Here is a 24805-nt window from a genome sequence, read left to right as displayed (position 1 = left end):
GTATAACATAGGTGCGGTTGTTCGTCATTATATTGGGGAGAATGCTACTATCTTTTGGACTTGTGAGTAGAATTTGATTTGCCTAAATAAAAGTTTAATTGTAAAAAAATTATTTTATTTTCGGTTTCTAGTCTATGAAGATTGGGGGGCTGAATGGATTGTCTTTTTTGGTCCCTTTTCGTTTTTTTTGTATGATACGGAAAGTTTTTTCATCTCTTTGCTAGAATTCATGTTTTAGTTAGATGTGTGCTACCCATTTCAGCTTGAGAAGGGGGTTTTTTTAAAAATTTAACTAGTAACTTAGCCTTTAACAGCAACTTTTGAATTTTTATCAGCAACTCCCTCTGATTTATCGGCAACTTTTTTGTTTTATCATCAACTTTCCAATTTATCAGCGACTTCAAAAGGTTTATCAGCAACTCTCGACCTTTTATAATCAACTTCATTAGGTTTATCAGCAACACATTTTTCTAAAAATCACCTCAACTTTACCTACAACATAAAGTTATTAATACAAGGTATCCACAAACCTCCAAACCAAAATAAAAACCAGACGGCCATACCTCAGCACCATCTGGAAAACTTTACTTTTTATGACGCTCCTCTAACACACTTAAAATTCGATCTAAAGGAAGTTTTTGTTCTTGCAGCAAAACGAGTACATGATATAGAAGATCAGCTACCTCCCAGGAGAGCTCCTCATGATCACGGTTTTTTGCGGCTATAATGACTTCTCCTGCCTCTTCTCCTACCTTTTTCAAGATTTTATCAAGGCCTTTTTCAAATAAATAGGTCGTATATGCGCCTTCAGGTTTTTCTTTTTCTCTTTCAGCAATGACACGCTCTAGCTCATTTATGATTGCATAGCGATTACCCACTGATTCCCTAAGATCGTCCCCTAACAATGCTTCACGAAAGCATGAGTATGCCCCAATATGACAAGCTGGACCCGCTGGTATCACCTGTACTAGCAGGGCATCTTGATCACAGTCATATCGCATACTCACAATTTGTTGCGTATGACCGGAAGTTTCCCCTTTATGCCATAACTGTTCTCGAGAACGGCTATAAAACCATGTTTCTCTCGTTTCTACTGACTTCTTCAGCGACTCCTCATTCATGTAAGCGAGTGTTAACACTTCCTTACTTACGGCATCCTGAACAATAGCCGGGACTAACCCCTTCTCATCAAACTTAATATCTCCAATCATGATCTTACAGACACTCCTTTCTCTTGAAGATAGCGCTTCACTTCTCTAACAGACGTTTCCTTATAGTGAAAAATAGAAGCTGCTAATGCTGCATCTGCTTTCCCTTCTTCAAAGGCTTCAACAAAGTGCTCTGCCGCACCAGCTCCACCTGAAGCAATGACTGGAACTGTTACCGCAGAACTAACAGCACTTGTCAGCCTCAAGTTAAAACCTGATTTCTCGCCATCTTTGTCCATACTCGTTAACAGAATTTCACCTGCACCACGCTTCACTGCTTCCTTCGCCCATGCGACGACCTCCCACTCAGTCGCCTTTCTTCCACCGTGAGTGTACACACGCCATGAGCCTAACTCCTCGTCCCAACGTGCATCAATGGCACAAACGATACACTGTGACCCAAAAAATTCAGCACCCTCATTGATAAGAAATGGATTCAATAGGGCAGCTGTATTCACCGATACTTTATCTGCACCTGCCCGTAAGATACGCTTCATATCTTCAAGACTATTAACCCCACCACCTACCGTAAATGGAATAGCTAAATTTGCAGCAACCTGTTCCACTACTTCAACCATCGTTTGTCGCCCTTCATGCGAGGCGGAAATATCGAGAAAAACTAACTCATCTGCGCCCTCATTGTCATACATTTTCGCTAATTCCACTGGGTCACCCGCATCGCGTAATTCTAAAAACTGAATTCCTTTTACGACACGGCCTTCCTTTACGTCTAAACATGGAATAATACGCTTCGCTAACATAATTGAATAGCATCCTTTACACTAAATTGATTCGTATATAATGCTTTGCCTACTATTGCACCCGCAACCCCAGCTGATTCATATAATTTTAAAGCCTTAATATCTTCTAATGAGCTAACACCACCTGATGCGATAACAGCTTTGCCTGTTATTTTTGCTAGTTCTGCCACTGCCTCTATATTGGGGCCTGATAACATGCCATCGGTTGCGATATCCGTAAAAATAAACGTCTCCGCACCGTAATCAACTAATTGCTGAGCGAGGTCAGTCGCTTTAATCATAGATGTTTCAACCCATCCTTCTGTTGCTACATACCCATCTTTCGCATCAAGACCAATTACAATCCTTGTGCCACCATATGTAGATAGCATTTCTTTCACAAACTCCGGATGATTAATGGCTGCGCTACCTAAAATCACACGGTCCACACCATTTTCTAAATAATATTTCACATCTTCTTCTGTTCGAATGCCACCGCCAATTTGTACGCTAACCGGTAGGCTTCTTGCTACTTGAATAACATAATCATCATTTACACGTTTCCCCATTTTAGCTCCGTCTAAATCTACCATATGAATCCAGCTAGCTCCTTGATTAGCAAACAATGAAGCCATGTCAAAAGGGGAATCTCCATAAACTGTTTCTTGATTATAGTCTCCTTGTATAAGCCTCACACATTTCCCTCCGCGCATATCAATAGCCGGATATATCGTAAAACTCCCCATTTACTTTTCCTCCTTTAAACAAACAGCCGCAAAATTTTTCAACATTGCCATCCCTAAATCACTGCTTTTTTCAGGATGAAATTGGGTTCCGAAAACATGCTTGCTCCCCACAACAGCTGGTACATCTACATCATATGGGCTACTTGCTAAGACTACCTCTTTATCTTCTGTTTCGACATGATATGAGTGAACAAAGTAGACGTAGCCTTCCTCAAGCCCTTCTAATAATGGGCTTTCATAGTGAAAGTGTAGTCTATTCCATCCCATATGTGGTACCTTATAGCTTTCTCCGGTTTCAAAGACTCCGCGAAAACGAGTCACTCTTCCATTAAGTAAACCTAGACCTTTCGTTAAACCGTTTTCTTCACTTTCATCAAATAACAACTGCATTCCTAGACAAATCCCAAGTAAAGGATTCCCTTTGCGAACCTGCACCTTAATAAAAGTTGATAAGTCGGATTGCTCAAGAATTCCCATCGCATCCTTAAATGACCCTACTCCCGGAAGAATCAGCCCTTTCATCTTTGATAATTCTTCCTGATTATTTGTTACAACGTACTCGTAGCCAAGACGCTCTAACGCTTTACTCACGCTATATAAATTTCCCATTCCATAATCGATAACTCCGATCATTTATAACATTCCCTTCGTCGATGGAACCCCCTTGATTCTTGGGTCAATTGTGGTTGCCTCATCCAAAGCTCTCGCTAACGCTTTAAAAATGGCTTCTATAATATGATGTGTATTTTGACCGTAATGAACGATTACGTGTAGATTCATTCGTGCTTCAAGAGCGAGCTTCCATAAAAATTCATGAACAAGCTCTGTATCGAAAGTACCGACCTTTTGACTTGGAAAATTGGCACGAAACTCTAAATGAGGTCGATTACTTAGATCGACAACAACTTGAGCAAGGGCTTCATCCATTGGGACAAACGCATTCCCATAACGTTTAATTCCCTTTTTTTCTCCAAGCGCCTCTTTCAGCGCTAATCCAAGGCAAATCCCAATATCCTCTGTTGTGTGATGGTCATCAATTTCTACATCACCTTTTGCATCAACCGTTAAGTTAAATTGACCATGCTTGGTAAACAAATCAAGCATATGTGTCATAAATGGTACACCTGTCTCTAACTTCGATTCCCCCATCCCGTCGATGGCAAACTGAAGAGAAATCTGCGTTTCGTTTGTCGTACGTTCAATAAGTGCTTGCCTACTCTCTGACATTACAAATCCTCCAATCTAAGCTCTACTGCTCTCGCATGTGCTTCTAAGCCTTCTAATCGTGCAAAGGCTGCAACTTTACGCCCATTTTCCAACATCGCTTGCTGACTATAAGAAATAATGCTCGACTTTTTCATAAAATCATCCACATTTAAAGGACTCGAAAAACGTGCTGTCCCATTTGTTGGTAAAACATGGTTCGGTCCAGCAAAATAATCGCCTATCGGTTCTGAACTGTATCTACCTAGAAAAATCGCACCCGCATGACGGATTCTTCCTAGTAAACTCATCGGATCTTCCGTCATAATCTCCAAATGCTCTGGCGCTAATTCATTCACAATGTCGATGGCATGATCAAGTGTATCCGTTACATATATGGCCCCATACGATTCAATGGAAGACCTAGCAATTACACTTTTAGGCAATGGTTCTAGTTGTTTATAAACCTCCTTTTTTACTTCTCTCGCTAAAGAAAGGGAGGTGGTAACTAATACACTTGAAGCCCTCTCATCATGCTCTGCTTGAGATAATAGGTCTGCAGCCACTTCAGCAGCTTTAGCTGTATCATCGGCTAGTACTACAATCTCACTTGGCCCAGCTATCATATCTATCGATACATGTCCAAATACTTCACGCTTTGCAAGAGCAACATAAATATTACCTGGTCCTGTAATTTTATCTACCTTTTCAATTGTTTCCGTTCCATAAGCGAGCCCTGCAATCGCTTGAGCACCACCCATTTTATATATTTCTCTTATTCCGAGCTCTCGAGCCGCCACTAGCACTCCAGCTGGAAGATAGCCATTTTCCTGAGGAGGAGAGGCAATAACGATCCTTTTCACACCTGCTACTTGGGCTGGGATCACATTCATTAAGACAGATGATGGATATGCAGCAAGACCTCCTGGCACGTAAAGACCGACAGCATCTAAAGGTGTATACTTTTGTCCAAGAATCGTTCCATTTTCTTGTGTAGTCATCCAAGATTCTCGTTTTTGTCTGCTGTGAAAATCACGAATGTTACATGCTGCCTCTTGAATGATCGTCAAAAGCTCTTCATTAATTTCTTTATAGGCTTGTTCAACTTCTTCCTCTGTTACTAGAAACGAACGTAACGATACTCTATCAAGCTTTTCTGTATATGCTTTAATGGCTGCATCTCCGTTTTTTCGAACCTCGTTAATGATATCTAGCACAGCAATTCGCTGGTCAGCTGTACCTTGTTCAATCGTTCTCTTTAAAGAAGTAGAATCCGGATTTTGAATAATGTTCATGATTTTACCTCACTGTTCAATAATTTGGGACAATCGTTCGACAAGCTCATCAATTACGCCGCTTTTTACACGATAGCTAACTGGATTTACTACTAGTCTAGATGTAATAGGAGCAATATTTTCAAGCTCTATTAATCCATTTTCCTTCAATGTTCTCCCGCTCGACACGATATCAACAATACGATCCGCAAGACCGATTAATGGGGCTAATTCGATGGATCCGTTTAACTTAATGATTTCAACTTGTTCTCCTTGCTCCCGGAAATAGCTAGAGGCTACATTCGGATATTTAGTAGCCACCTTAGGCGCAACCTCTTTTATCTTCACGTCTGGCAGGCCTGCAACGGCTAAATAGCATTCACTAATTTTCAAGTCAAGCACTTCGTAAACGTCGCGTTCTTCCTCCATCATGACATCTTTGCCTGCAATGCCTACGTCGGCTACTCCGTGTTCAACATATGTCACTACGTCCATCGGCTTTGCTAAAATAAAACGCATCTCTGCTTCTTCAATAGTAAGTATTAATTTCCTCGTTTCATCAAACTCTTCTGGTAAAGGATACCCTGCTTTCCTCATGAGCTTCGCTGCTTCTTCAAATATTCGCCCTTTGGGCATGGCAATTGTTAGGAAAGGTTTCATAGGTTTACCTCTCTCCCTGGTTTTCCAATAAAGAAGGTGGTTTCGATAAATTTTTCTGTAAATGCATCCACGTCCTTCACACCCGCAATATCTTGTAGAACTACTTGTTTATCTTTTTTTCTTAGTTCTTCAGCAAAGCGTATAGCCTCTTTTCTTCGCTCACTGCTAAATAGTACACATTCCATTTTAAGTGAATTCGTATCATCGAGAGCTTCTAACAAGTAATCTAAACGAATGGCAAAGCCAGTCGCATCAGCAGGTCGGTCAAATTTCTCTAAAAGCTGATTATATCTACCTCCACCACAGATTGGATAGCCTACTAGTGGTGAATAGCCCTCAAATAAAATACCCGTGTAATAACTCATATGCGGAATCAAATTGAAATCGATTTTGACAAACTCTGTCACACTATTCGCTTCAAGGGCACTCCAAAGCTGCTTTAACTCTTGAATAGATTGGATCGCCTTCTCATCCTGAACTAGTTCGATGGCTGTTCGAAGCACATCTCCTTCTCCTCTAAGTCGAAGGAGAGTGAGCAATCGATTTTTATCGATAGTAGATAGTGGTAAACTCTTTACATGCTGACGATAACCTACATAATTTTTTTCATAAAGGAACCGTCTTATTTGTTTTGTACGTTCTTCATTTCCAAGGATTTCTCTAAACAACGCATTCACATATCCAATATGCCCTAATGCGATGGTAAAATTCGTAAGTCCTGCTGCTTTTAAAGAAGTAATCATAAGAGTAATCACTTCTGCGTCCGCACTTGCTGTCCCATCACCAATGAGCTCTACTCCAACCTGCTCAAATTCAGCTGGTCTACCTCCTTCACGCTGCTGTGCACGAAATACATTCGTATCATAGCTTAATCGAAGCGGATATCCTCCCGTGTACAGACTAGAAGTAGCTAGTCTTGCAATCGGTGCTGTCATATCCGGTCGTAATACGAGTGTATTCCCATCACGGTCCATTAATTTAAACAGCTGCTGATCTAAAATAGCAGAGGCTTTTCCAACCGTATCGTAAAACTCCAACGTTGGAGTTTCTAAAAAGTCATATCCAAAACTTTCAATCACATTTGATATTCTAGTTCTTGCTTCTCGTTTTCTTCTATATAAATCAGGAAGTGTATCTCTCATCCCGATAGGTTTTTCAAACATCTTTCGTTTTGACACAATCCCACATCCCTTAAATGATAAAAACACTTTAGTTCGCTAATATGGTAACAAGGTGAAGTTATTTGTAGTTTACACGTCTTTCCACATGCCGTCAACCATTCACAATGGTTGAGAACCTTTTCTACTCCGTTCATTATTTTTTTATAGGAAAAGGCACAGTGCGCCCTGTTTAGCCTCAGGCATAGCAAATGTTCTTAAATGAGACAAAGGGTGCTTTCCCCTTTTACTCATATAGGGTTATTTGACCAAGGAAACGTGATTTTTCTTTTTCCCTCGAGTAGGATGAATGGCAAAGATCGTCGCCATTTCATCTTGGCTGGGTGCTGGAGCTGGATTCCAAGTCACTAGCCCCTTCTCTTGCTGAAAACTTTTATACTTTCGTTATAATTAAAAAAACTACAAACTTTAATTGTTTGTAGTTAGGATTTCCTCTTTATCTCGTTTTACCATTTCTTCTTTCGTATAGATGACTTTCATCGGATTACCCCCAACAAAAGCACCTGCTGGGACATCTCGATATACAAGGGTTCCTGCTGATACGATGGCCCCATCTCCGATTATAACTCCTGGTAGGATGGTCGTGTTGGCCCCTATCATGACTCCGTTCCCAATTATAACATCCCCAAGGCGATACTCTTTTATTAAATATTCATGGGCAAGAATGGTCGTATTATAACCAATAACAGAGTTTCGACCCACTTGAATTTTCTCTGGGAACATAATATCAAGCATGACCATTAAGGCAAACGCTGTATGTTCTCCGACCTTCATTCCAAGAAAATGGCGGTACATCCAGTTCTTCATTGGAAGAAAAGGAGTATAACGTGCTAGTTGAATGACAATAAAATTCTTTACAACCTTCCAAAACGGAACCGTCTTATAAATATGCCAAAGAGAGTTTGCTTCCTTTACAGGATAACGGCTCGTTCTTCTCACTCTTGTTCAGCTCCGATTATCTCAAATAAATCATCCATGTGCTCTAATATGTAATCAGGGTGATATTTCTTTAAATAATCGACACCTTTTAATGCCCAGCCCACTCCCGCGGTTTTCGTTCCCGCATTTTTTCCAGCTAGAATATCGTGATGATTATCACCAACCATAATAGCGTCTTCTGGAGTAGAACCTAATTGTTCTAGTGCTTTTAATACGGGCTCTGCATCAGGTTTTGCATGTTGAACATCATCCAGTGTCACTACAACATCAAAAAATTGATCTAGCTTTGTTAGTTTTAATCCCATATTTACGGTATGACGCATCTTTGTCGTCACTATGCCGAGCTTATAGCCTTTCTGATGTAAACGCTCAATCGTTTCATATACACCTTCATACTCCGTGACAAGTTCATCATGGTGGGTAAGGTTATGCTCTCGATACGTTTTAATCATTTCCTCTACTTTCTCTTCATCGATGTTTACAAATGTATCGAACAAAGGTGGCCCGATAAATTCCCCTACATCGGCACGCTTATATTGTCCTGGATAATAATGCTCTAGTGTGTGCAGAAATGAAGAAATGATCAGTTCATTTGTATTAATTAACGTTCCATCTAAATCAAATAGTAATGTATTAATTTTCATATGATGCTTCCTTTCTATTTACTTCCACACGCTTCCATACATATGCCACTATAATCGTTAATAAAACGGCAGTGACGATTCGGATAATCAATAGTGGTAGTACTGGAATTCCAAGTGGGATAAAGATTAACGTATCCTCCACTACAGCATGGCACGATACAAGAAATATAAACGCCAAAGTTAAGTCTTTCTTACTAACCCCATCTTCTTTTGCTGCTTGAATCATCACACCTGCTCCAAATGCTAACCCGAATAATAATCCAGCAGCTAATGTTGTAGAGGTGTTCTCCTTCATCCCAAGCAGTCTAGTAAACGGTGACATCCATTTTGAAAACATAGACAACCACTGTAAATCCTTTAATAGTTGGATAACAATCATTAACGGAATGACGATCATAGCCAGCTGGAAAATTCCTAATCCAGCTTTTGAGAAAGCATCAATCAATATATTTCCCCATCCAGTGATGACTTCTTCCTTTTTTGTAATGAGTCCATATTGAGCAAGGCTTCCTCCACCGCTCCACACAAGGTTAATGACAACTGCCGAGATAATGGCTAATCCTACGCGAACCAATATCGTGAGGCCAATACTAACACCCACTCGTTTTGCTACTGTGGATTCTACAATCATATTATGTGAAAATGAAAGCATTACCGCTAATATAAATACTTCCTTCACCGTTAAATCGAGAGAAAGTATGGCTCCAATTGCGGCATACAAATTCAACAAATTTCCAAGTACAAGAGGAATTGCCGCATCTCCAGATAATCCAATCCACCCCATCAGTGGCGTGATTCCATTCATCGCCCATTTCATGACAGGTGTGTACTGCAAAAGTGTCACAATAATCGTGATTGGGAAGATTACCTTCCCTAATGTCCAAGTGGTATTTAGACCAACAAAGAATCCCCTTCTCACACTGCCTAGCATACTCTACTCCCCTTCTGTCTCTCTATGCTGTTATGATTGATCTAAATAACGCTTATTTGCGTATCCCTTTGACCTTCTATAAAAAATTAAACCAATCGCTAAAGCAATTAACACTAAAGAGATTACTTGAGCAATTCTTAACGTGTCTGTTAGCATTAAACTATCTGTTCTCAAACCTTCTATAAAGAATCGTCCTATTGAATACCAAATCACATACGTTAAAAACATTTCCCCGCGTCTCATATTGACGCGTCTTAACAATAGTAGAATCCCTAATCCAGCAAAGCTCCATAGTGATTCATATAAAAATGTCGGGTGATAATAGGCGCCATTTATGTACATCTGATTAATGATAAATTCAGGTAAAAATAGCCCTTCAAGAAACTCACGAGTTACTTCTCCACCATGTGCCTCTTGGTTCATAAAGTTTCCCCAACGACCAATCGCTTGACCTAAAATAATGCTTGGGGCTGCTATATCAGCAAGCTTCCAAAAGGATATGCCTCGTTTTTTCGCAAACACTAAGGCTGTAATAATGGCTCCTATAAGTCCTCCGTGGATGGCTAAACCTCCGTGCCATATCATCAAAATTTCGGCAGGATTTTCTAAATAATAATCAAGCTTAAATAACACATAATAGAGCCTTGCAGATAAAATAGCAATGGGTATAGCAAACAGGACTAAATCCACAAACACATCCTTTTGAAGCCCACGACGCTGTGATTCTCTGACGACTAACCAAAGAGCTAGCATTACACCAGTTCCGATAATAACTCCATACCAATAAATTGTAAGTGGCCCTAGTTCTAGAAAAACACGATCCAACTGCGGAATATTTTGCTCCACCGTTTTTCACTCCCTTATACACAATATTTTTTATATGTTCAACATATGGTGTTCATTATAAATCCTCATGATCGCCATCTTCAATAACATCTGTTAATCGGCTAGAAAACTGTTCTGCTGCATTCATCCCCATTCTTTTCAAACGAAAATTCATCGCTGCAACCTCGATGATGACAGCTAAGTTACGACCTGGGCGAACGGGAACAGTAAGCTTTGTCACGTCGGTGTCAATAATACGCATTTTTTCGTCCTCTAAACCAAGACGATCATATTGCTTCTTTTGATCCCAAAGCTCTAGATTTACAACAAGTGACACCTTTTTATAGGTTCTAACTGCACCTGCTCCAAACAAAGTCATCACATTAATGATTCCTAGACCGCGAATTTCTAGGAGATGCTGAATAAGCTCAGGTGCGCTTCCAACCAAAGTATCTTGACTTTCCTGTCTAATTTCAACACAATCATCTGCTACTAATCGATGCCCTCTTTTCACTAGCTCTAGTGCGGTTTCACTTTTCCCTACTCCACTTTTTCCCGTAATCATGACACCGACTCCGTAAATATCAACTAAAACACCATGGATAGCTGTTGTAGGAGCAAGCATCCCTTCTAAGTAATTTGTTAAATTACTGGATAGTCTAGTAGTTTTTACCGTGGAACGCATGACAGGAACTGCTTCTCGTTCAGACGCTTCAATTAATTCTTTTGGCACCTCAAAGCCTCGTGAAATGATGATTCCAGGAGTTAAATCCGTACAAAGCCTTTCCATCCGATCACGTTTATCAGCTTCTGAAAGTTGCTCAAAGAAAGACATCTCTGTTTTCCCTAGGAGCTGGATCCGCTCTGCTGGATAGTGGTCAAAATAACCAGCCATTTCAATCCCCGGACGTGATAAATCACTCGTCGTAATTGGCCTGTTTATGCCTTCCTGCCCGCTAATTAATTCCAAATGAAATTTCTCCATCAAATCCTTCGTCCGGACCTTTACCATATGCCGATACCCTCCTGTCAGATTCAACCATCAGTACAGACCTATTGTATCACTAATTGAAGAAAGGATGAAAGCTTATAACTTATGAAGTCGCTTACAAAACAAAAGGCTCAGGGCGCCCCAGTTTGACCTAAAACGCCGACGTCCTGTCGGCAACGTTCAAACCTTGCACTTCCTGTGCTCTTTTCGATAAGCAAATGTTCCTTGAAGAGAAAAAGGGTGATTTTCCTTTTACTCTTCAAGGGTTATTTGACCAAGGAAAAGTGGTTTATCTTTTCCCTCGAGTAGGATGAAATTGCGAAGATTTTTGCAATTTCATCTTGGCTGGGCGCTGGAACCAGATTATAAAAACAGGGACACTTCTTATATTTCAAAACATTGAAACAGAAGAAATATCCCCAGGCTTTATGATTATCCTCTTACTAATTTTGAACGTAGTTTCGTAGAAATAAGCTCAATGATTAAGATTAAGACAACTAATCCAATTAAGATAGAACCAACTTGGTCCCATTTATAGCCTCTCATCGCGAAAATCAATGGAGCCCCAATTCCCCCTGCTCCAACAAGTCCTAAGACAGAGGCATCTCTCATATTCATATCAAAACGATAAATCATAACGGACATAAATATGGATAATAATTGTGGTATGATTCCGTAGCGTATTTTTTCAAATGTCGAACACCCAATTGATGTCATAGATTCCAATACTTTTACGTCTAATTCTTCAATGGCATCAACATACAGTTTAGATAGCATTCCAATTGATGTTAAACCTATTGTTAATACCCCTGCAAATGGTCCCGGCCCTGTAACGCGGATAAACATAAGTCCATACACAAGAGCTGGAATGGTTCTAATGAAAATTAATAAAAGTCTAGTTAACCATGAAACAGGTTTCGGAACAATATTAGATGCTGCTAGAAATGCCAAAGGTACAGCTAATATAGAACCAACGATTGTACCTAAAAAGGCAATCGCAAGTGTTTCTACAAGTAAATACAATACACTTTGCTTTGATACATTTAATAAAAGGTTTAAGTCTGGGTGTGTCAGTCCGTATATGATATTAGACGCTACCTTTAGCCCAGCTTCGTCCATCGCTTGTAGGCTTACGGTCGTCATCGACCAAACAAATAAGACAAGGACGATCATAGTAACCGTTAGGACGTAACGATGATTACGTGGTGCAGCAAGGAGCTGCTTTTCTACTGTCAACATAGCATGTACTACTCCTTTAAATTAACTTTTTCCTAAAGTGCTCACTAACTGTTTCAATCAGATAGACAGTAATAACTAACGTTACAACAATCATCCCAACACTTTCATAATCACGCCATCCAAGACCTTCATTAATAAGAAGTCCGATCCCGCCTGCTCCTACATAACCAAGAATTGCCGCATAGCGAACATTTCCTTCAAAACAGAATAGGGAGGTAGAAAGATAACTCGGTAACACTTGCGGGATGATAGCATAACGAAATGCTTGGATTCTTGTCATCCCAATAGATTCCATAGCTTCAAAAGCACCCATATCTACGTTCTCAATTTGTTCATATAATAATTTTCCAACATAAGAGATAGTAAAAAGAAAAATCGCAACCGTTCCTGCCATAGGACCTAGTCCAAAAACAAATGTAGCAATCAAGGCTGTTACAAGTGAAGGTAACGTCCTAAGAAGACTTAGCATCACTTTGAATACAGAAACGATAACTTGATTTTTGATAATATTCGTCGATGACAAAACCGCGATTGGCATTGCCACTAATGCACCCAAAATCGATCCTAAGAGTGACATTTTGATCGTATCCATGAGTGGACCCCAAATATCAGATAAATAACTCCAATTTGGTGGGAACATATCACCAATAATTGAGAAAAAGTATCCGATCCTCATAATAAATACTTCCAAACTAAAACCAGTAAATTTTACGGAAACATACATTGCCACTAGGATCAGTATTGTAATAAGCGGGGTGCGTGATCTTTTTTCAAGCACAACTTTTCCATTCGGTAATGTCATTTTTTTAGGAGGAAAAATTTTATCATACATTATGCTAATCTCTCCTCTGTTGAGGATTGAATTTCTTCTAATCTACCACCATATATTTCAGATAGTATTTCTTGTGTCACCTTCTCAGATGGCCCGTCGAACACAACCTCTCCCTTACGAATGCCGATAATGCGATCAGCATACTGTAATGCGATTTCTACGTGGTGGATGTTCATTATGACAGAGATGTTTAGATCCTGATTAATCTTTTTAAAATCATTCATTACGATTTTTGAAGTAACTGGATCTAATGAAGCGATTGGCTCGTCTGCTAAAATAATGTCTGGATTTTGAGCAATGGTACGTGCTAAAGCTACACGTTGTTGTTGACCACCTGAAAGCTGATCTACTCGAACATAAGCTTTATCTAGAATACCTACTTTATCTAATGCTTCTAATGCTTTAATTTTTTGCTCCTTCGTATAAATGCCAGTCAGCTTACGCCAAAATGGATTATCCGGAACAAACGATACTAACACATTCTTAATGACGGTTGTTCTAGTTACCAGATTGAAGGATTGGAAGATCATTCCGATTCTTCTTCGTAATTGGCGGATTTGTTTTCCTTTTAATGTCGTTACATCGACTTCATCAATTATCAGCTTACCACCTGTGATATCATGCATTCGATTCACACAGCGAATTAATGTCGATTTTCCGGCACCAGATAGTCCGATTACGGCTACAAACTCACCTTGTTCAATTTTCAAATGAATGTTTTCTAATGCTTTTGTACCATTCGTATACGTTTTTTCAACATTAATAAACTCTATCATGGTTATTCCCCAATCCTATTAAACTAAGAGACTTCTAGTTTATGTAAACTTTTCCTAGACATGTATTTTTAAAACTCAAATACATGTGAAAAAATGAGAACATAACCTATTAAAGGATGTTCTCATTTTTATAGAAGCATTTATTGTTATCTTGTTTAAGGGTTACTTCTTTAAACTTCTGAGAAGCTCTTGTGCTTTTCTTTCGTTATCATAATCAGAAGATTGAGCCTTTTGGTAACCTTCATGACTGTAGATTGCGATAACTTCTTTACCTTCTGTAGTTTGAGCAATATTGATAAATGCTTCTTGGATAGCAGCTTTTAGCTTGTCATCCATTTTTTTTGAATGTTTACTTACGCTTACAGTGTCGTTATAAATTGGATCAGTGACACCGATTACGTTTGTTTCATCCCAAACAGAGGCAGTACGACCTAAGTCAGTTGTCCACTTATCCGCATTATCTCTTCTTGCATCAGCATATGCTACGATTACGTCAGCTTGGTCAACAGCTAAACGTGCAAATGAGCTACCATAAGAATCTGATTGAACAAGTTTAGAAAGGTCGGTTAAGCTCTTACCGTACTTTTCTTGCATCCATAATGTAGGGTAGATGTAACCAGCAGATGAAGAAGAAGACATTACAGCCCAGTTTGCGCTATCTAAATCTTCCCATGTTAATTCTTCACCATTGTTAACTTTTGCAGCTAATTCTTGTCCTTTTTCAGAAGGACCAGCGATAATAATACTACGGTAGTAAGTTGCTTGCTTGTCTGTTAAACCTTCAGTAGGCTTATTGTCATTCCAATCCTTTGGATTTTCTGAGTCATTAGAAAGTGCAGCACGAGTAGCTGTTAAAATGACTTCAGCACCATCATCATATAATACATATGTTCCACCCGGAATAAGACCTACATCAGTTGTGCCAGCAGAAAGTGCCTCTCCAACCGCTTCATATGTAGTACCAACATCAATTGTTACATTTCCAATATCAAAACCTAATTTAGCTAATTCATCTTTTAATAAACCTTTAAGTGGTTCAGTTGTAGTAATGATTTGATCTGGGTCTTTTGATGGCACAAAGCTTACTTTAAGCTCATCAATTTTTGTATTTTCTTCTACAGCTGTTTCTTTTTCAGCATTTGAGTCAGTTGTTGTAGCTGTGTCCTTCTCATTTGTTGCAGTTTCTTCAGCTGATCCACATGCTGCTACGATTACAGCTAACGTAAGCATCATGAATACTGTAAGCCATTTTTTTAACATGATCGTTCCTCCCGAATGTTTCAAATGTTTTAACCTAGAAGAATATATCACGCGAATTCAACAACAAACAACATACCTTATGTAAATTTCAGGTAAATATTTGCATATTTTTGTAGATTGATTGTTTACAAAATTATTTTAAAAAATAACTAGTACAAAGCCATTACCTACGAATGCAAGGATTCCTTGCGGCGTCGATTCGTAATAAAAACAAACAAAAACCTCCAACAATTTGGAGGTTTTGAACGATTACTTTTTCTTCTCTGACATTGGTTCAATAATAATCTTTTGGATGAGTAAATTTAATACGGAGATGGCTATAGCTGCTATGATTGCAGTTCCAAATGATTCGATAACAAATGAATCACCCATGATTCCCTGAGTCATCCAAAGGGTAATTGCATTAATTACAAATAAGAATAGTCCAAGAGAAATCACTGTAACAGGTAGTGTGAGTATAACTAGTATGGGCTTAACTAATACGTTAAGGATGGCAAGTATGATGCTTGCTATGATTGCAGAGCCTACTCCATCAAGGTGAAAGGATTCAAAATACCCTGCAACAACAATGAGTACTAAACTGTTAACAAGTATGGATGAGATCCACTTCATCAACGAATCACATCCTCCTCATTTGGAACAATGAGCATCCAAACAAAATAGATTAACGCAAATGTTCCAAAGCTCATTAACAGACAAATCACAAAAATAACTCGTAATAAGGAAGCATCAACACCTGTATAAGAAGCCAACCCTCCAATCACGCCAGCAATTTGTCGGTTAGATCTTGAACGAAATAATTTGTTCACCTTATATTCCTCCTTTCTCCTTTACAACAATGGAGCCAGTCTTCGTATCTACATCTATGAGCAACGGCTCTTGTTCATTCGTATTTGGCGTCACAAATTTAAGATATTTTTGGACAATTTCTGATTTTTCCTCTTTTCTGTCCACTTTAGGAATTTCAACCTGGAAGTTACCGATATTGGATTTAAGCTCACCGTGAATCGCTCGATCTTTTGGAACAAAGAGATCTACATTTCCGGTTGTTGATTTAATAAACAGCGCATCACAGGTCGAATTGGATATGCTACAAATAACATTTCCATTAAAGCTCTGTAGGTCCGCCTTCGAGAATTCTCCATCGATTTTAATTGTCCCATTGATCGTTTCAGCTTCTACCTTTTCACTTGTCAGGTTCGTCGCTGTAATATGACCATTTGCCGTTTCTACTTCAAACTTCTTAGTATTAAGATTTGCTAATGTAATTTTCCCATTAGCCGTCTTTGCTTTAAACTCCTTTACTAGTAGGCTTTCCCCATCAATTTTCCCATTAAACAGCCTGATGATAACTTTCTCAAATTCAGTTCTTGGTAAATAAAGAGTGGAATTTACTTTTAGTTTCTTTTTTTGAACAGAATAACGCAGCTTGCCACCCTCTATGGAAAACAATACATCCTCTAAAAATGTTTTTCTCGCTTCATCTTGAGATTCTACTTGATACACCTTTGCATCACATTCTATACGTACATCCGTCTCATCCCATGGTTGCAATTTCACACTACCATTGGCAATATCAATTTCTATATCTGTTAAATATACATTCGAATGCTGGAATATATGTTGAACAGATATGGAGGTTCCAAAATTAAAGTCGAGATCAAGAGTCTTTATTTTTTTTAATGCTTTATCCACAAAGTCAAAAACAGAATCTTTTACAGAGGTAGTTTTAGTTGTTTTTCCTTTGTCTTGCTGTGACTGTTCCTCCCACTTCACTTCTGTACTAAGCTCAGCTAGAATCTCTTCTTCCTTTTCGAGGACAGCTTGCTCATCTTTCTCTAGGTTTTCTATTAAAATCAATGCTTCTTCAGCTGATAATTTTCCTTCTTCCACCATTTTCAAAATACGCTTACGCTGTTCAGTTACCGCCATTGTATTCACACCTTCCTTTTACAAACACATAGTACCTATGTTTTTTTAGTAGCTTCTTAGTACCTGAATACCTTTAATAACATTCCAAACGACAACGACAATATTAACGATAAAGGTAACGATGAAGCCAATAATTAATATAATGAAAAATCCTTCTGCAACACCTGACATGATTCCACCGAAAACAAAGACCGGTATCGTCACAAGAGGGATTACGTGAGATAGAAACGCACCCTTAGCATGATCTTTCACTTCTCTGTCACTAACAATAAAATAAATAACAATTGGAAGAATGAATCCTGCAAAGAAAATGCTAAAGTAGCACAATGCCGATAGTAATTTATTTGTATCTCCATTCATTTTATCATCCCCTTTATAATAATTACGAATGAGTGAATCATTAGTTTCAAGTATATAATGAATCTATTGTATTTTATGAAAAAAATTTTATATTTTAATCAAAAGGGATTTTTAAACTTTTGAAGAATATATTTTTTTTATATTCGTATTTTGCTAAGGAGGAAATACCTGTGAGTTCAGTAAGTGCATCATCTGGTAGCGGAGTCGTATCTCAAGCCGTTCAAATGAACAAATCAAAAGCAGAACAAGCTTTAAATCAAGCTATTAGAGAAGTTGTTCAAGACCCTGCAAAGAATTTAAGGGAATTACAGCAACCTTCCCCGCTTTCTCAATTTCTGGATATTAAAATTTAAGAAAAAAAGGCTCAGGGCGCCCCGTTTTGCCTCATGCAGAGCAAATGTTCTGTCATGAAAATAGGGTGGTTTTCCCTTTTATTCATGACAGTACATTTAACCTCGATTAGGATGAAATGGCAAAGATCGTCGCCATTTCTTCTTGGCTGGGCGCTGGAGCTAGATTTAGCAGTAACTAAACACCAGAAACTTATTAACAAAAAGAGACCTAACTTGCGTTAGGTCTCTTTTTCGTTATTGACCGACTGATTCGAGCTTCTTTACACGTTCTTTCATTCGCTTCCGATCACGTTCTAGTATTGGTTTTAAATATTTTCCAGTATAGGATTCTTTCACCTTCACAATTTCCTCTGGTGTTCCAGTCGCTATAATCGTTCCACCTTTGTCTCCACCTTCTGGGCCAAGATCCACAATATAATCCGATGCTTTTATTACATCCAAATTGTGCTCAATAACTAATACGGTATCACCGTTTTCAACAAGTCTTTGTAATACTTGAAGTAATCTAGCGATATCATCAACATGGAGACCGGTAGTTGGTTCATCTAAAATATACATGGATCTTCCTGTTGAGCGTCTGTGTAATTCTGACGCAAGCTTTACTCGCTGCGCTTCTCCTCCTGATAAGGTCGTAGCTGGTTGACCTAGCTTAATGTAACCTAGACCTACATCAAAAATTGTTTGGAGTTTGCGATTTATTTTCGGTATGTTGGTGAAGAACTCCAATGAGTCATCTACCGTCATTTCAAGAACTTCTGAAATACTTTTTCCTTTGTATTTCACCTCTAACGTTTCACGGTTATATCGTTTACCGTGACATACCTCACAAGGTACATACACATCGGGCAGGAAGTGCATTTCGATTTTAATAATTCCATCCCCTCGGCAAGCCTCGCATCGTCCACCCTTCACATTAAAGCTAAAACGACCTTTTTTATATCCTCGTACTTTCGCTTCATTTGTTGATGCAAACACATCACGAATGTCATCAAAAACACCAGTATATGTAGCAGGATTTGACCTTGGTGTTCGGCCAATCGGAGATTGATCAATATCAATCACTTTATCAAGCTGGTCAATCCCTTTTACTTCCTTATGCTCACCAGGTCTTACTTTGGCTTTCGTTAAGTGTTGTGCTAATGATTTATATAATATTTCGTTAATCAACGTACTTTTTCCTGATCCAGATACACCCGTTACAGAAATAAACGTTCCTAACGGAAATTTCACCTTCACATTTTTCAAGTTATTCTCACGCGCACCAATTACCTCTAAGTATCGACCATCAGGTTTTCTACGCTCAAGTGGTAAAGGGATAAATTTCTTTCCTGATAAATATTGTCCCGTTAATGAGTTTTGGTCGTTCATTACCTCGTCTGGTGTACCTTGAGAAATGATTTCTCCGCCGTGGACACCTGCACCTGGTCCAATATCAATCAAGTAGTCAGCAGCCATCATGGTATCCTCATCATGTTCAACGACAATTAAAGTATTGCCAATGTCACGCATATTTTGAAGCGTATGAATGAGCCGGTCATTGTCGCGTTGATGTAAACCAATCGAAGGTTCATCTAATATATAGAGAACACCTGTTAAACGTGAACCAATTTGAGTGGCTAAACGAATTCGTTGTGCCTCCCCACCTGATAAAGTCCCCGCCGCACGGCTCATCGTGAGATAATCGAGTCCAACATTGATAAGAAATCCTAGTCGCTCTTGAATTTCTCGTAAAATCATATTAGCAATTTTTGTTTCTTTTTCTGTTAAATGAAGCGATGTTACATAATTATAAGCTTCTGTAATGGAATAATTCGTAACATGTCCAATATGCTGATCCTGAATTAAAACAGCAAGGCTTTCTTTCTTTAGTCGATGCCCTTTACAAGTAGGACAATCTTGCGTAGCCATGTACTTTTCCATTTGTTCTCGAATATAATCAGAGCTTGTTTCCTTATACCTTCGATTAATGTTCGAGACAACACCTTCGAATTCAATGTAATTTTCTCTCACTTGACCAAAGTCATTCTCGTATCGAAAATAGATTTGATCACCTTGACTACCATATAAAACGCGATCCATTAAATGCTTCGGAATATCCTTTACGGGCATATCCATATCTATTCCATAATGATTACAAACCGCTTCAAGAAGCGATGGATAATACTGTGAGCTAGTTGGTTCCCACGGGGCAATCGCATGGTTTTTTAATGATAGGTTCCAGTTAGGAATGACAAGATCTAAGTCAACCTCTAGCTTCGTACCTAAGCCATCACAGCTTTGACAAGCTCCAAATGGACTATTAAATGAAAACATCCTTGGTTCAAGTTCACCAATCGAAAAGCCACAATGAGGGCATGCGTGATGTTCACTAAATAAAAGCTCTTCTTGCTCCATAACATCGACGATGACTTTTCCATCCCCTAAACGAAGAGCGGTTTCAATCGAGTCGCTAAGTCTTGCAGATATACCTTCTTTAATGATGACACGGTCGATGACGACTTCTATAGAATGTTTTTTATTCTTTTCAAGTTCAATCTCATCTGAAATCTCCATCATTTCCCCGTTCACTCGAACACGAACAAATCCTTGCTTTTTTATATCCTCTAATACCTTCACATGCGTTCCTTTTTTTCCACTTATAACGGGAGCAAGTATTTGCATTTTAGTTCGTTCAGGATACTCAAGAATTCGGTCAACCATTTGTTCGATCGTTTGTGATGTAATCTCGATTCCATGCTCCGGACACACTGGACGCCCCACTCTTGCAAAGAGAAGTCGCAGATAGTCATAGATTTCAGTTACTGTCCCGACAGTTGACCGTGGGTTACGACTTGTTGTTTTTTGGTCAATTGAGATCGCTGGAGAGAGACCTTCGATTGCATCGACATCAGGCTTATCCATTTGACCTAAAAATTGTCTCGCATAGGCAGACAAGGATTCTACATATCTACGTTGTCCTTCAGCATAGATTGTGTCAAAAGCTAAGGAAGATTTCCCAGAGCCCGATAAGCCTGTTAATACAACAAGCTTATCTCGGGGAATGGTGACATCTATATTTTTTAAATTATGTGCTCTCGCACCTTTTACAACAATTTTATCCATTACCATCGATTATTTTCCTTCCGCCTTTAATTCTAATAATAAATCACGGAGCTCTGCAGCACGTTCAAAGTTTAATGCTTTTGCTGCTTCCTTCATTTCTACTTCTAAGCTTGCCAGTAATTTCTCACGCTCTGGCTTTGATAGCTTTGTAAGCTTCGGTGCTGTCTCATACGTTTCTTCTGCTTCTGCCGCAACTGTTGCCCGAATGACATCTCGTATCTTTTTATTTATCGTTTGTGGGGTAATTCCATGTTTACGGTTATAATCTTCTTGAATTTCACGTCGGCGTTTCGTTTCATTCATGGCAATTTCCATCGATTTCGTGATTCTATCGGCATACATGATGACATGACCATTTGCATTACGAGCTGCACGTCCAATCGTCTGAATTAACGAACGTTCAGAACGAAGGAAGCCCTCTTTATCTGCATCTAATATTGCAACAAGTGACACCTCTGGAATATCAAGACCTTCCCTAAGTAGGTTAATACCAACGAGGACATCAAATTTTCCTAATCGTAAATCCCGTATAATTTCAATTCTTTCGAGCGTTTTAATTTCCGAGTGTAGATAGTTTACTTTAATACCTAACTCCTTCAGGTAATTTGTTAAATCCTCAGACATCTTTTTTGTTAAGGTGGTAACGAGCACACGCTCATTTCGTTCAATTCTAGTCTGAATTTCACTCAACAAATCATCAATCTGACCTTTTATTGGGCGAACATCAATAGTTGGATCTAGAAGACCCGTTGGACGAATAATCTGCTCAATTGTCCCTGGCGATTGTTCCAGTTCATAAGGTCCTGGGGTCGCAGAAACATACACGATTTGATTAATATGTTTTTCAAATTCATCAAACATTAAGGGTCTGTTGTCAAGTGCAGATGGTAAGCGAAAGCCGTGATCAACTAGAACTGACTTACGAGCACGGTCTCCATTATACATTGCTCTGATTTGCGGAATGGTAACATGAGACTCATCAATGACAATTAACGAATCCTTCGGAAAGAAGTCTAGTAAAGTGTAAGGTGTCGATCCTTCAGGACGTAAGGTTAAATGTCTAGAGTAGTTTTCAATCCCTGAACAGAAGCCCATTTCGCGCATCATTTCTAAGTCATACCGAGTACGTTGCTCAAGACGCTGTGCCTCAAGCAGCTTTCCATTTTCTCTCATCTCTGCTAATCGTTCCTCTAGCTCTTTTTCAATATTTTCTATCGCCACTTTCAGCTTCTCTTCACGTGTAACGAAGTGGGAAGCCGGAAAAATCGCTACATGATCACGATCGGCAATGATTTCTCCAGTTAATGCATCTACTTCGCGTATACGATCAATTTCATCACCAAAAAACTCGACACGTATACAATGCTCATCACGTGAAGCAGGGAAAATCTCTACAACATCACCTCTTACACGGAAGGTTCCCCTTTGAAAATCGATATCATTTCTAGCATACTGGATATCCACCAAATCCCGAAGAAGTTTGTTTCTTTCCTTTTCCATCCCAACTCGAAGCGAAACAACTAATTCACGGTATTCTTCTGGAGAACCTAAGCCGTATATACAAGAGACACTGGCAATAATGATAACATCTTTTCGTTCAATTAAAGATGATGTAGCAGAGTGACGTAGCTTATCAATCTCATCATTAATGGAGGCGTCCTTTTCAATGAACGTGTCCGTTTGCGGAACATATGCTTCTGGCTGATAGTAATCATAATAACTAACGAAATACTCTACAGCATTGTTTGGGAAAAAATCTTTGAATTCACTATAAAGCTGTCCAGCTAACGTTTTATTATGTGCAATGACTAGTGTAGGCTTATTTACTTCATTAATTACATTAGAGATGGTAAACGTCTTACCTGTTCCTGTTGCTCCAAGTAATGTTTGGTGCCTTTTATTTTGCCTGATACCCTCTACAATTTTTTCTATTGCCTTCGGCTGATCTCCAGAAGGAGAATAGGCTGAGACTAGTTCGAACTGATCCTTCACACGAAAGCCTCCTATCGGTCATATCTGTTTCCTATTGTACCAATTTCCCATTTAAAATCCAAGAAATATACGAACGAACATTCGATTTTTTTAATGAATCTGTTATTTATGTAGTTAAATAGTAAATTTACGGTATCATTTTTCAAACTACTTTGGATAACTGTATGGTGGCCGTAATCCCGTAACACATTACATTATCGCCGTTATATTCAAATAATAGCCGTATCTCTATCATTTCAAGGTAAGCAAAAATATCATTCTGTACATTTAGATGCAGAAAAACCACAGCACTACCATGCCGTGGTTCAAAATTTATACTTTATGAAGATTATTCTTCCGTATTTTCACTATTAAAGAGATCACAAACATTTCAACCAATGCTAAAGTTACAAGAAAATTTATGAGATTGTGATCATTAACCGATTCCTTTTCAACAGGCTCAAGAGATTCTTTTTCCATCGAAATGCCTTTTTTCTCTAAGATTGGTTCTCTGTCTTTTTGATCATTTTTACTATTCTGTTTAGGCTTTGGTAGGAGTGACGTATCAAAGTTTTCGAAGCCATAATCTAATAGTTTAATAGTGTCCTTGTATGCATCATTTTTTCGGGAAGCTTTTAAGGTTACCGCTATAAGCTGAGTCTTTTCTCTTTCTGCAACAGTTACAAGTGTATAGCCAGATTTTTGGACATACCCATTTTTCCCGCCAATAACACCTTCATAAGGAATTTCACCACGCACAAGCTTATGATGATTGTAAATAGTTGTCTCCCAGCTCTCTCCCTCCCAAGGTAAGGAGCGCGTACCCATTATTTTAGTGAAGGTTTCATTCTTCATCGCATATCTTGTAATGAGAGCCATATCATAGGCTGTTGTAAAGTGGTCCGGGTCATAAAGTCCATGTGGGTTTTGAAAAATTGTTTGCTCAACTCCAACTTTCTCTCTTACAAACCGGGTCATTCGCTCTGAAAACGCTTCCTCAGACCCATCCATATGCTCCGCGATAGCAACCCCTGCATCATTTCCAGAATTAATGAGAAGCCCTTGAACAAGCTTATGCATTGACACTTGTTCTCCTTCATTTAAATACACTCGTGTTCCTTCTACATTGGTAGCATTTTTACTCACTACGACTATATCGTCTAATTTCCCCTCTTCTATTGCTACGATGGCTGTTACAATTTTTGTAATGCTAGCTGGGTACATGATGTCTCTACTATTTTTTTCATATAATGTGATTCCTGTTTTAGCGTCTATTAAAATAGCACTCTCACTATTTATTGAAACTCCATGATCCTGAGCATTAATGTGAGCAGAAAGAGGAAAACTACACAATATCATGACCAAGATAAGGATACTTGTCCTTTTCATCTCTTCCTCCATTACTTTTGACTTATTAAAGGGAAACTTCTTTCAGTGGGGGTTTTCCTCATCCCCCACTGATTGTTAGCCCCGGCCCACACTGTGGGTCACACAGACGTTGCCACAGGAGGTGGCGACTTTAGTCTGTGATCCTTTTCAGGGTTCCAACTGGCGCTTATCTCCCACTTAAACTTCTCAATTCATCTAAAGTTTTGAAGTGGGGGTCTTAGCGCCAGTTGGAACGGGATAAATTAACTATAT

The 24805-nt window shown here is 38.9% G+C and carries 25 protein-coding genes; 1 reads left to right on the top strand and 24 read right to left on the bottom strand.

The features are described 5' to 3' along the window. Positions 1-584: 584 nt before the first annotated feature. The 21 genes from hisIE to ACFSCX_RS23045 form a co-directional block, all read right to left on the bottom strand. The gene (gene hisIE / locus ACFSCX_RS23145) at positions 585-1211 is read right to left on the bottom strand and encodes a bifunctional phosphoribosyl-AMP cyclohydrolase/phosphoribosyl-ATP diphosphatase HisIE (protein ID WP_377930614.1); all 627 of its coding nucleotides are present in this window, start codon (positions 1209-1211) and stop codon (positions 585-587) included. Then, positions 1208-1969, bottom strand: a complete 762-nt coding sequence (gene hisF / locus ACFSCX_RS23140) for an imidazole glycerol phosphate synthase subunit HisF (RefSeq protein ID WP_377930613.1) — start codon at positions 1967-1969, stop codon at positions 1208-1210. Before hisF ends, hisIE begins: the two co-directional genes overlap by 4 nt. After that, on the bottom strand, positions 1963-2694 hold the full coding sequence (gene hisA / locus ACFSCX_RS23135) for a 1-(5-phosphoribosyl)-5-[(5-phosphoribosylamino)methylideneamino]imidazole-4-carboxamide isomerase (protein ID WP_377930612.1): 732 nt from the start codon (positions 2692-2694) through the stop codon (positions 1963-1965). Before hisA ends, hisF begins: the two co-directional genes overlap by 7 nt. Further along, positions 2695-3327: an imidazole glycerol phosphate synthase subunit HisH gene (gene hisH / locus ACFSCX_RS23130; protein WP_377930611.1), complete on the bottom strand. Its 633-nt coding sequence runs from the start codon at positions 3325-3327 to the stop codon at positions 2695-2697. Continuing rightward, on the bottom strand, positions 3328-3921 hold the full coding sequence (hisB, locus tag ACFSCX_RS23125; RefSeq protein ID WP_377930610.1) for an imidazoleglycerol-phosphate dehydratase HisB: 594 nt from the start codon (positions 3919-3921) through the stop codon (positions 3328-3330). Further along, on the bottom strand, positions 3921-5192 hold the full coding sequence (hisD, locus tag ACFSCX_RS23120) for a histidinol dehydrogenase (protein ID WP_377930609.1): 1272 nt from the start codon (positions 5190-5192) through the stop codon (positions 3921-3923). Before hisD ends, hisB begins: the two co-directional genes overlap by 1 nt. 9 nt (positions 5193-5201) lie before the next feature. Beyond that, a complete protein-coding gene (hisG, locus tag ACFSCX_RS23115) occupies positions 5202-5831 on the bottom strand; it encodes an ATP phosphoribosyltransferase (protein ID WP_377930607.1) in 630 nt (209 codons plus the stop codon). Further along, positions 5828-7012 carry an ATP phosphoribosyltransferase regulatory subunit gene (locus tag ACFSCX_RS23110; protein ID WP_377930651.1) on the bottom strand — a complete coding sequence of 395 codons (1185 nt, stop codon included), beginning with the start codon at positions 7010-7012 and terminating at the stop codon, positions 5828-5830. Before ACFSCX_RS23110 ends, hisG begins: the two co-directional genes overlap by 4 nt. 405 nt (positions 7013-7417) lie before the next feature. After that, a complete protein-coding gene (locus tag ACFSCX_RS23105; RefSeq protein ID WP_377930605.1) occupies positions 7418-7948 on the bottom strand; it encodes an acyltransferase in 531 nt (176 codons plus the stop codon). Then, positions 7945-8592, bottom strand: coding sequence for a pyrophosphatase PpaX (gene ppaX / locus ACFSCX_RS23100; RefSeq protein WP_377930604.1), 648 nt, complete (start codon positions 8590-8592; stop codon positions 7945-7947). Before ppaX ends, ACFSCX_RS23105 begins: the two co-directional genes overlap by 4 nt. Then, complete coding sequence (locus ACFSCX_RS23095) at positions 8582-9523, bottom strand: nucleoside recognition domain-containing protein (protein WP_377930603.1); 942 nt, start codon at positions 9521-9523, stop codon at positions 8582-8584. Before ACFSCX_RS23095 ends, ppaX begins: the two co-directional genes overlap by 11 nt. 30 nt (positions 9524-9553) lie before the next feature. Continuing rightward, entirely contained in the window at positions 9554-10369 is an 816-nt protein-coding gene (lgt, locus tag ACFSCX_RS23090; protein WP_377930602.1) for a prolipoprotein diacylglyceryl transferase, read from the bottom strand. 55 nt (positions 10370-10424) lie between these two features. After that, positions 10425-11360, bottom strand: coding sequence for an HPr(Ser) kinase/phosphatase (gene hprK / locus ACFSCX_RS23085; RefSeq protein ID WP_377930601.1), 936 nt, complete (start codon positions 11358-11360; stop codon positions 10425-10427). 411 nt (positions 11361-11771) lie between these two features. Further along, the gene (gene phnE / locus ACFSCX_RS23080) at positions 11772-12578 is read right to left on the bottom strand and encodes a phosphonate ABC transporter, permease protein PhnE (RefSeq protein WP_377930600.1); all 807 of its coding nucleotides are present in this window, start codon (positions 12576-12578) and stop codon (positions 11772-11774) included. Positions 12579-12594: 16 nt separating this feature from the next. Beyond that, complete coding sequence (gene phnE, locus ACFSCX_RS23075) at positions 12595-13410, bottom strand: phosphonate ABC transporter, permease protein PhnE (protein WP_377930599.1); 816 nt, start codon at positions 13408-13410, stop codon at positions 12595-12597. Next, positions 13410-14186, bottom strand: a complete 777-nt coding sequence (phnC, locus tag ACFSCX_RS23070; RefSeq protein WP_377930598.1) for a phosphonate ABC transporter ATP-binding protein — start codon at positions 14184-14186, stop codon at positions 13410-13412. Before phnC ends, phnE (ACFSCX_RS23075) begins: the two co-directional genes overlap by 1 nt. Before the next feature lie 162 nt (positions 14187-14348). After that, on the bottom strand, positions 14349-15446 hold the full coding sequence (locus ACFSCX_RS23065) for a phosphate/phosphite/phosphonate ABC transporter substrate-binding protein (protein WP_377930597.1): 1098 nt from the start codon (positions 15444-15446) through the stop codon (positions 14349-14351). A gap of 249 nt (positions 15447-15695) precedes the next feature. Beyond that, positions 15696-16061 carry a phage holin family protein gene (locus ACFSCX_RS23060; RefSeq protein WP_377930596.1) on the bottom strand — a complete coding sequence of 122 codons (366 nt, stop codon included), beginning with the start codon at positions 16059-16061 and terminating at the stop codon, positions 15696-15698. Beyond that, on the bottom strand, positions 16058-16255 hold the full coding sequence (locus ACFSCX_RS23055; protein ID WP_377930594.1) for a PspC domain-containing protein: 198 nt from the start codon (positions 16253-16255) through the stop codon (positions 16058-16060). The genes ACFSCX_RS23060 and ACFSCX_RS23055 overlap by 4 nt, the downstream gene beginning before the upstream one ends. Position 16256: 1 nt before the next feature. Next, positions 16257-17378 (bottom strand): DUF4097 family beta strand repeat-containing protein, encoded by a 1122-nt coding sequence (locus tag ACFSCX_RS23050; protein WP_377930593.1) that lies wholly within the window; start codon positions 17376-17378, stop codon positions 16257-16259. 45 nt (positions 17379-17423) lie between these two features. Next, positions 17424-17738: a magnetosome magnetite crystal formation protein family gene (locus ACFSCX_RS23045; RefSeq protein WP_377930592.1), complete on the bottom strand. Its 315-nt coding sequence runs from the start codon at positions 17736-17738 to the stop codon at positions 17424-17426. 170 nt (positions 17739-17908) lie between these two features. On the opposite strand from ACFSCX_RS23045, the gene ACFSCX_RS23040 reads away from it, so the two are divergent. Next, the gene (locus tag ACFSCX_RS23040) at positions 17909-18091 is read left to right on the top strand and encodes a hypothetical protein (protein WP_377930591.1); all 183 of its coding nucleotides are present in this window, start codon (positions 17909-17911) and stop codon (positions 18089-18091) included. 234 nt (positions 18092-18325) lie between these two features. Here ACFSCX_RS23040 and uvrA read toward each other — a convergent pair whose 3' ends face one another. The 3 genes from uvrA to ACFSCX_RS23025 form a co-directional block, all read right to left on the bottom strand. Next, complete coding sequence (uvrA, locus tag ACFSCX_RS23035) at positions 18326-21199, bottom strand: excinuclease ABC subunit UvrA (RefSeq protein WP_377930590.1); 2874 nt, start codon at positions 21197-21199, stop codon at positions 18326-18328. 3 nt (positions 21200-21202) lie between these two features. Beyond that, the gene (uvrB, locus tag ACFSCX_RS23030; protein WP_377930589.1) at positions 21203-23185 is read right to left on the bottom strand and encodes an excinuclease ABC subunit UvrB; all 1983 of its coding nucleotides are present in this window, start codon (positions 23183-23185) and stop codon (positions 21203-21205) included. A gap of 312 nt (positions 23186-23497) precedes the next feature. Next, positions 23498-24553, bottom strand: coding sequence for a D-alanyl-D-alanine carboxypeptidase family protein (locus ACFSCX_RS23025; protein WP_377930588.1), 1056 nt, complete (start codon positions 24551-24553; stop codon positions 23498-23500). Positions 24554-24805 lie beyond the last annotated feature (252 nt).

It is taken from the genome of Bacillus salitolerans (assembly GCF_042680805.1).
Taxonomy (GTDB): domain Bacteria; phylum Bacillota; class Bacilli; order Bacillales; family SA4; genus Bacillus_CJ; species Bacillus_CJ salitolerans.
This window is presented reverse-complemented; position numbering and strand designations above follow the sequence as displayed.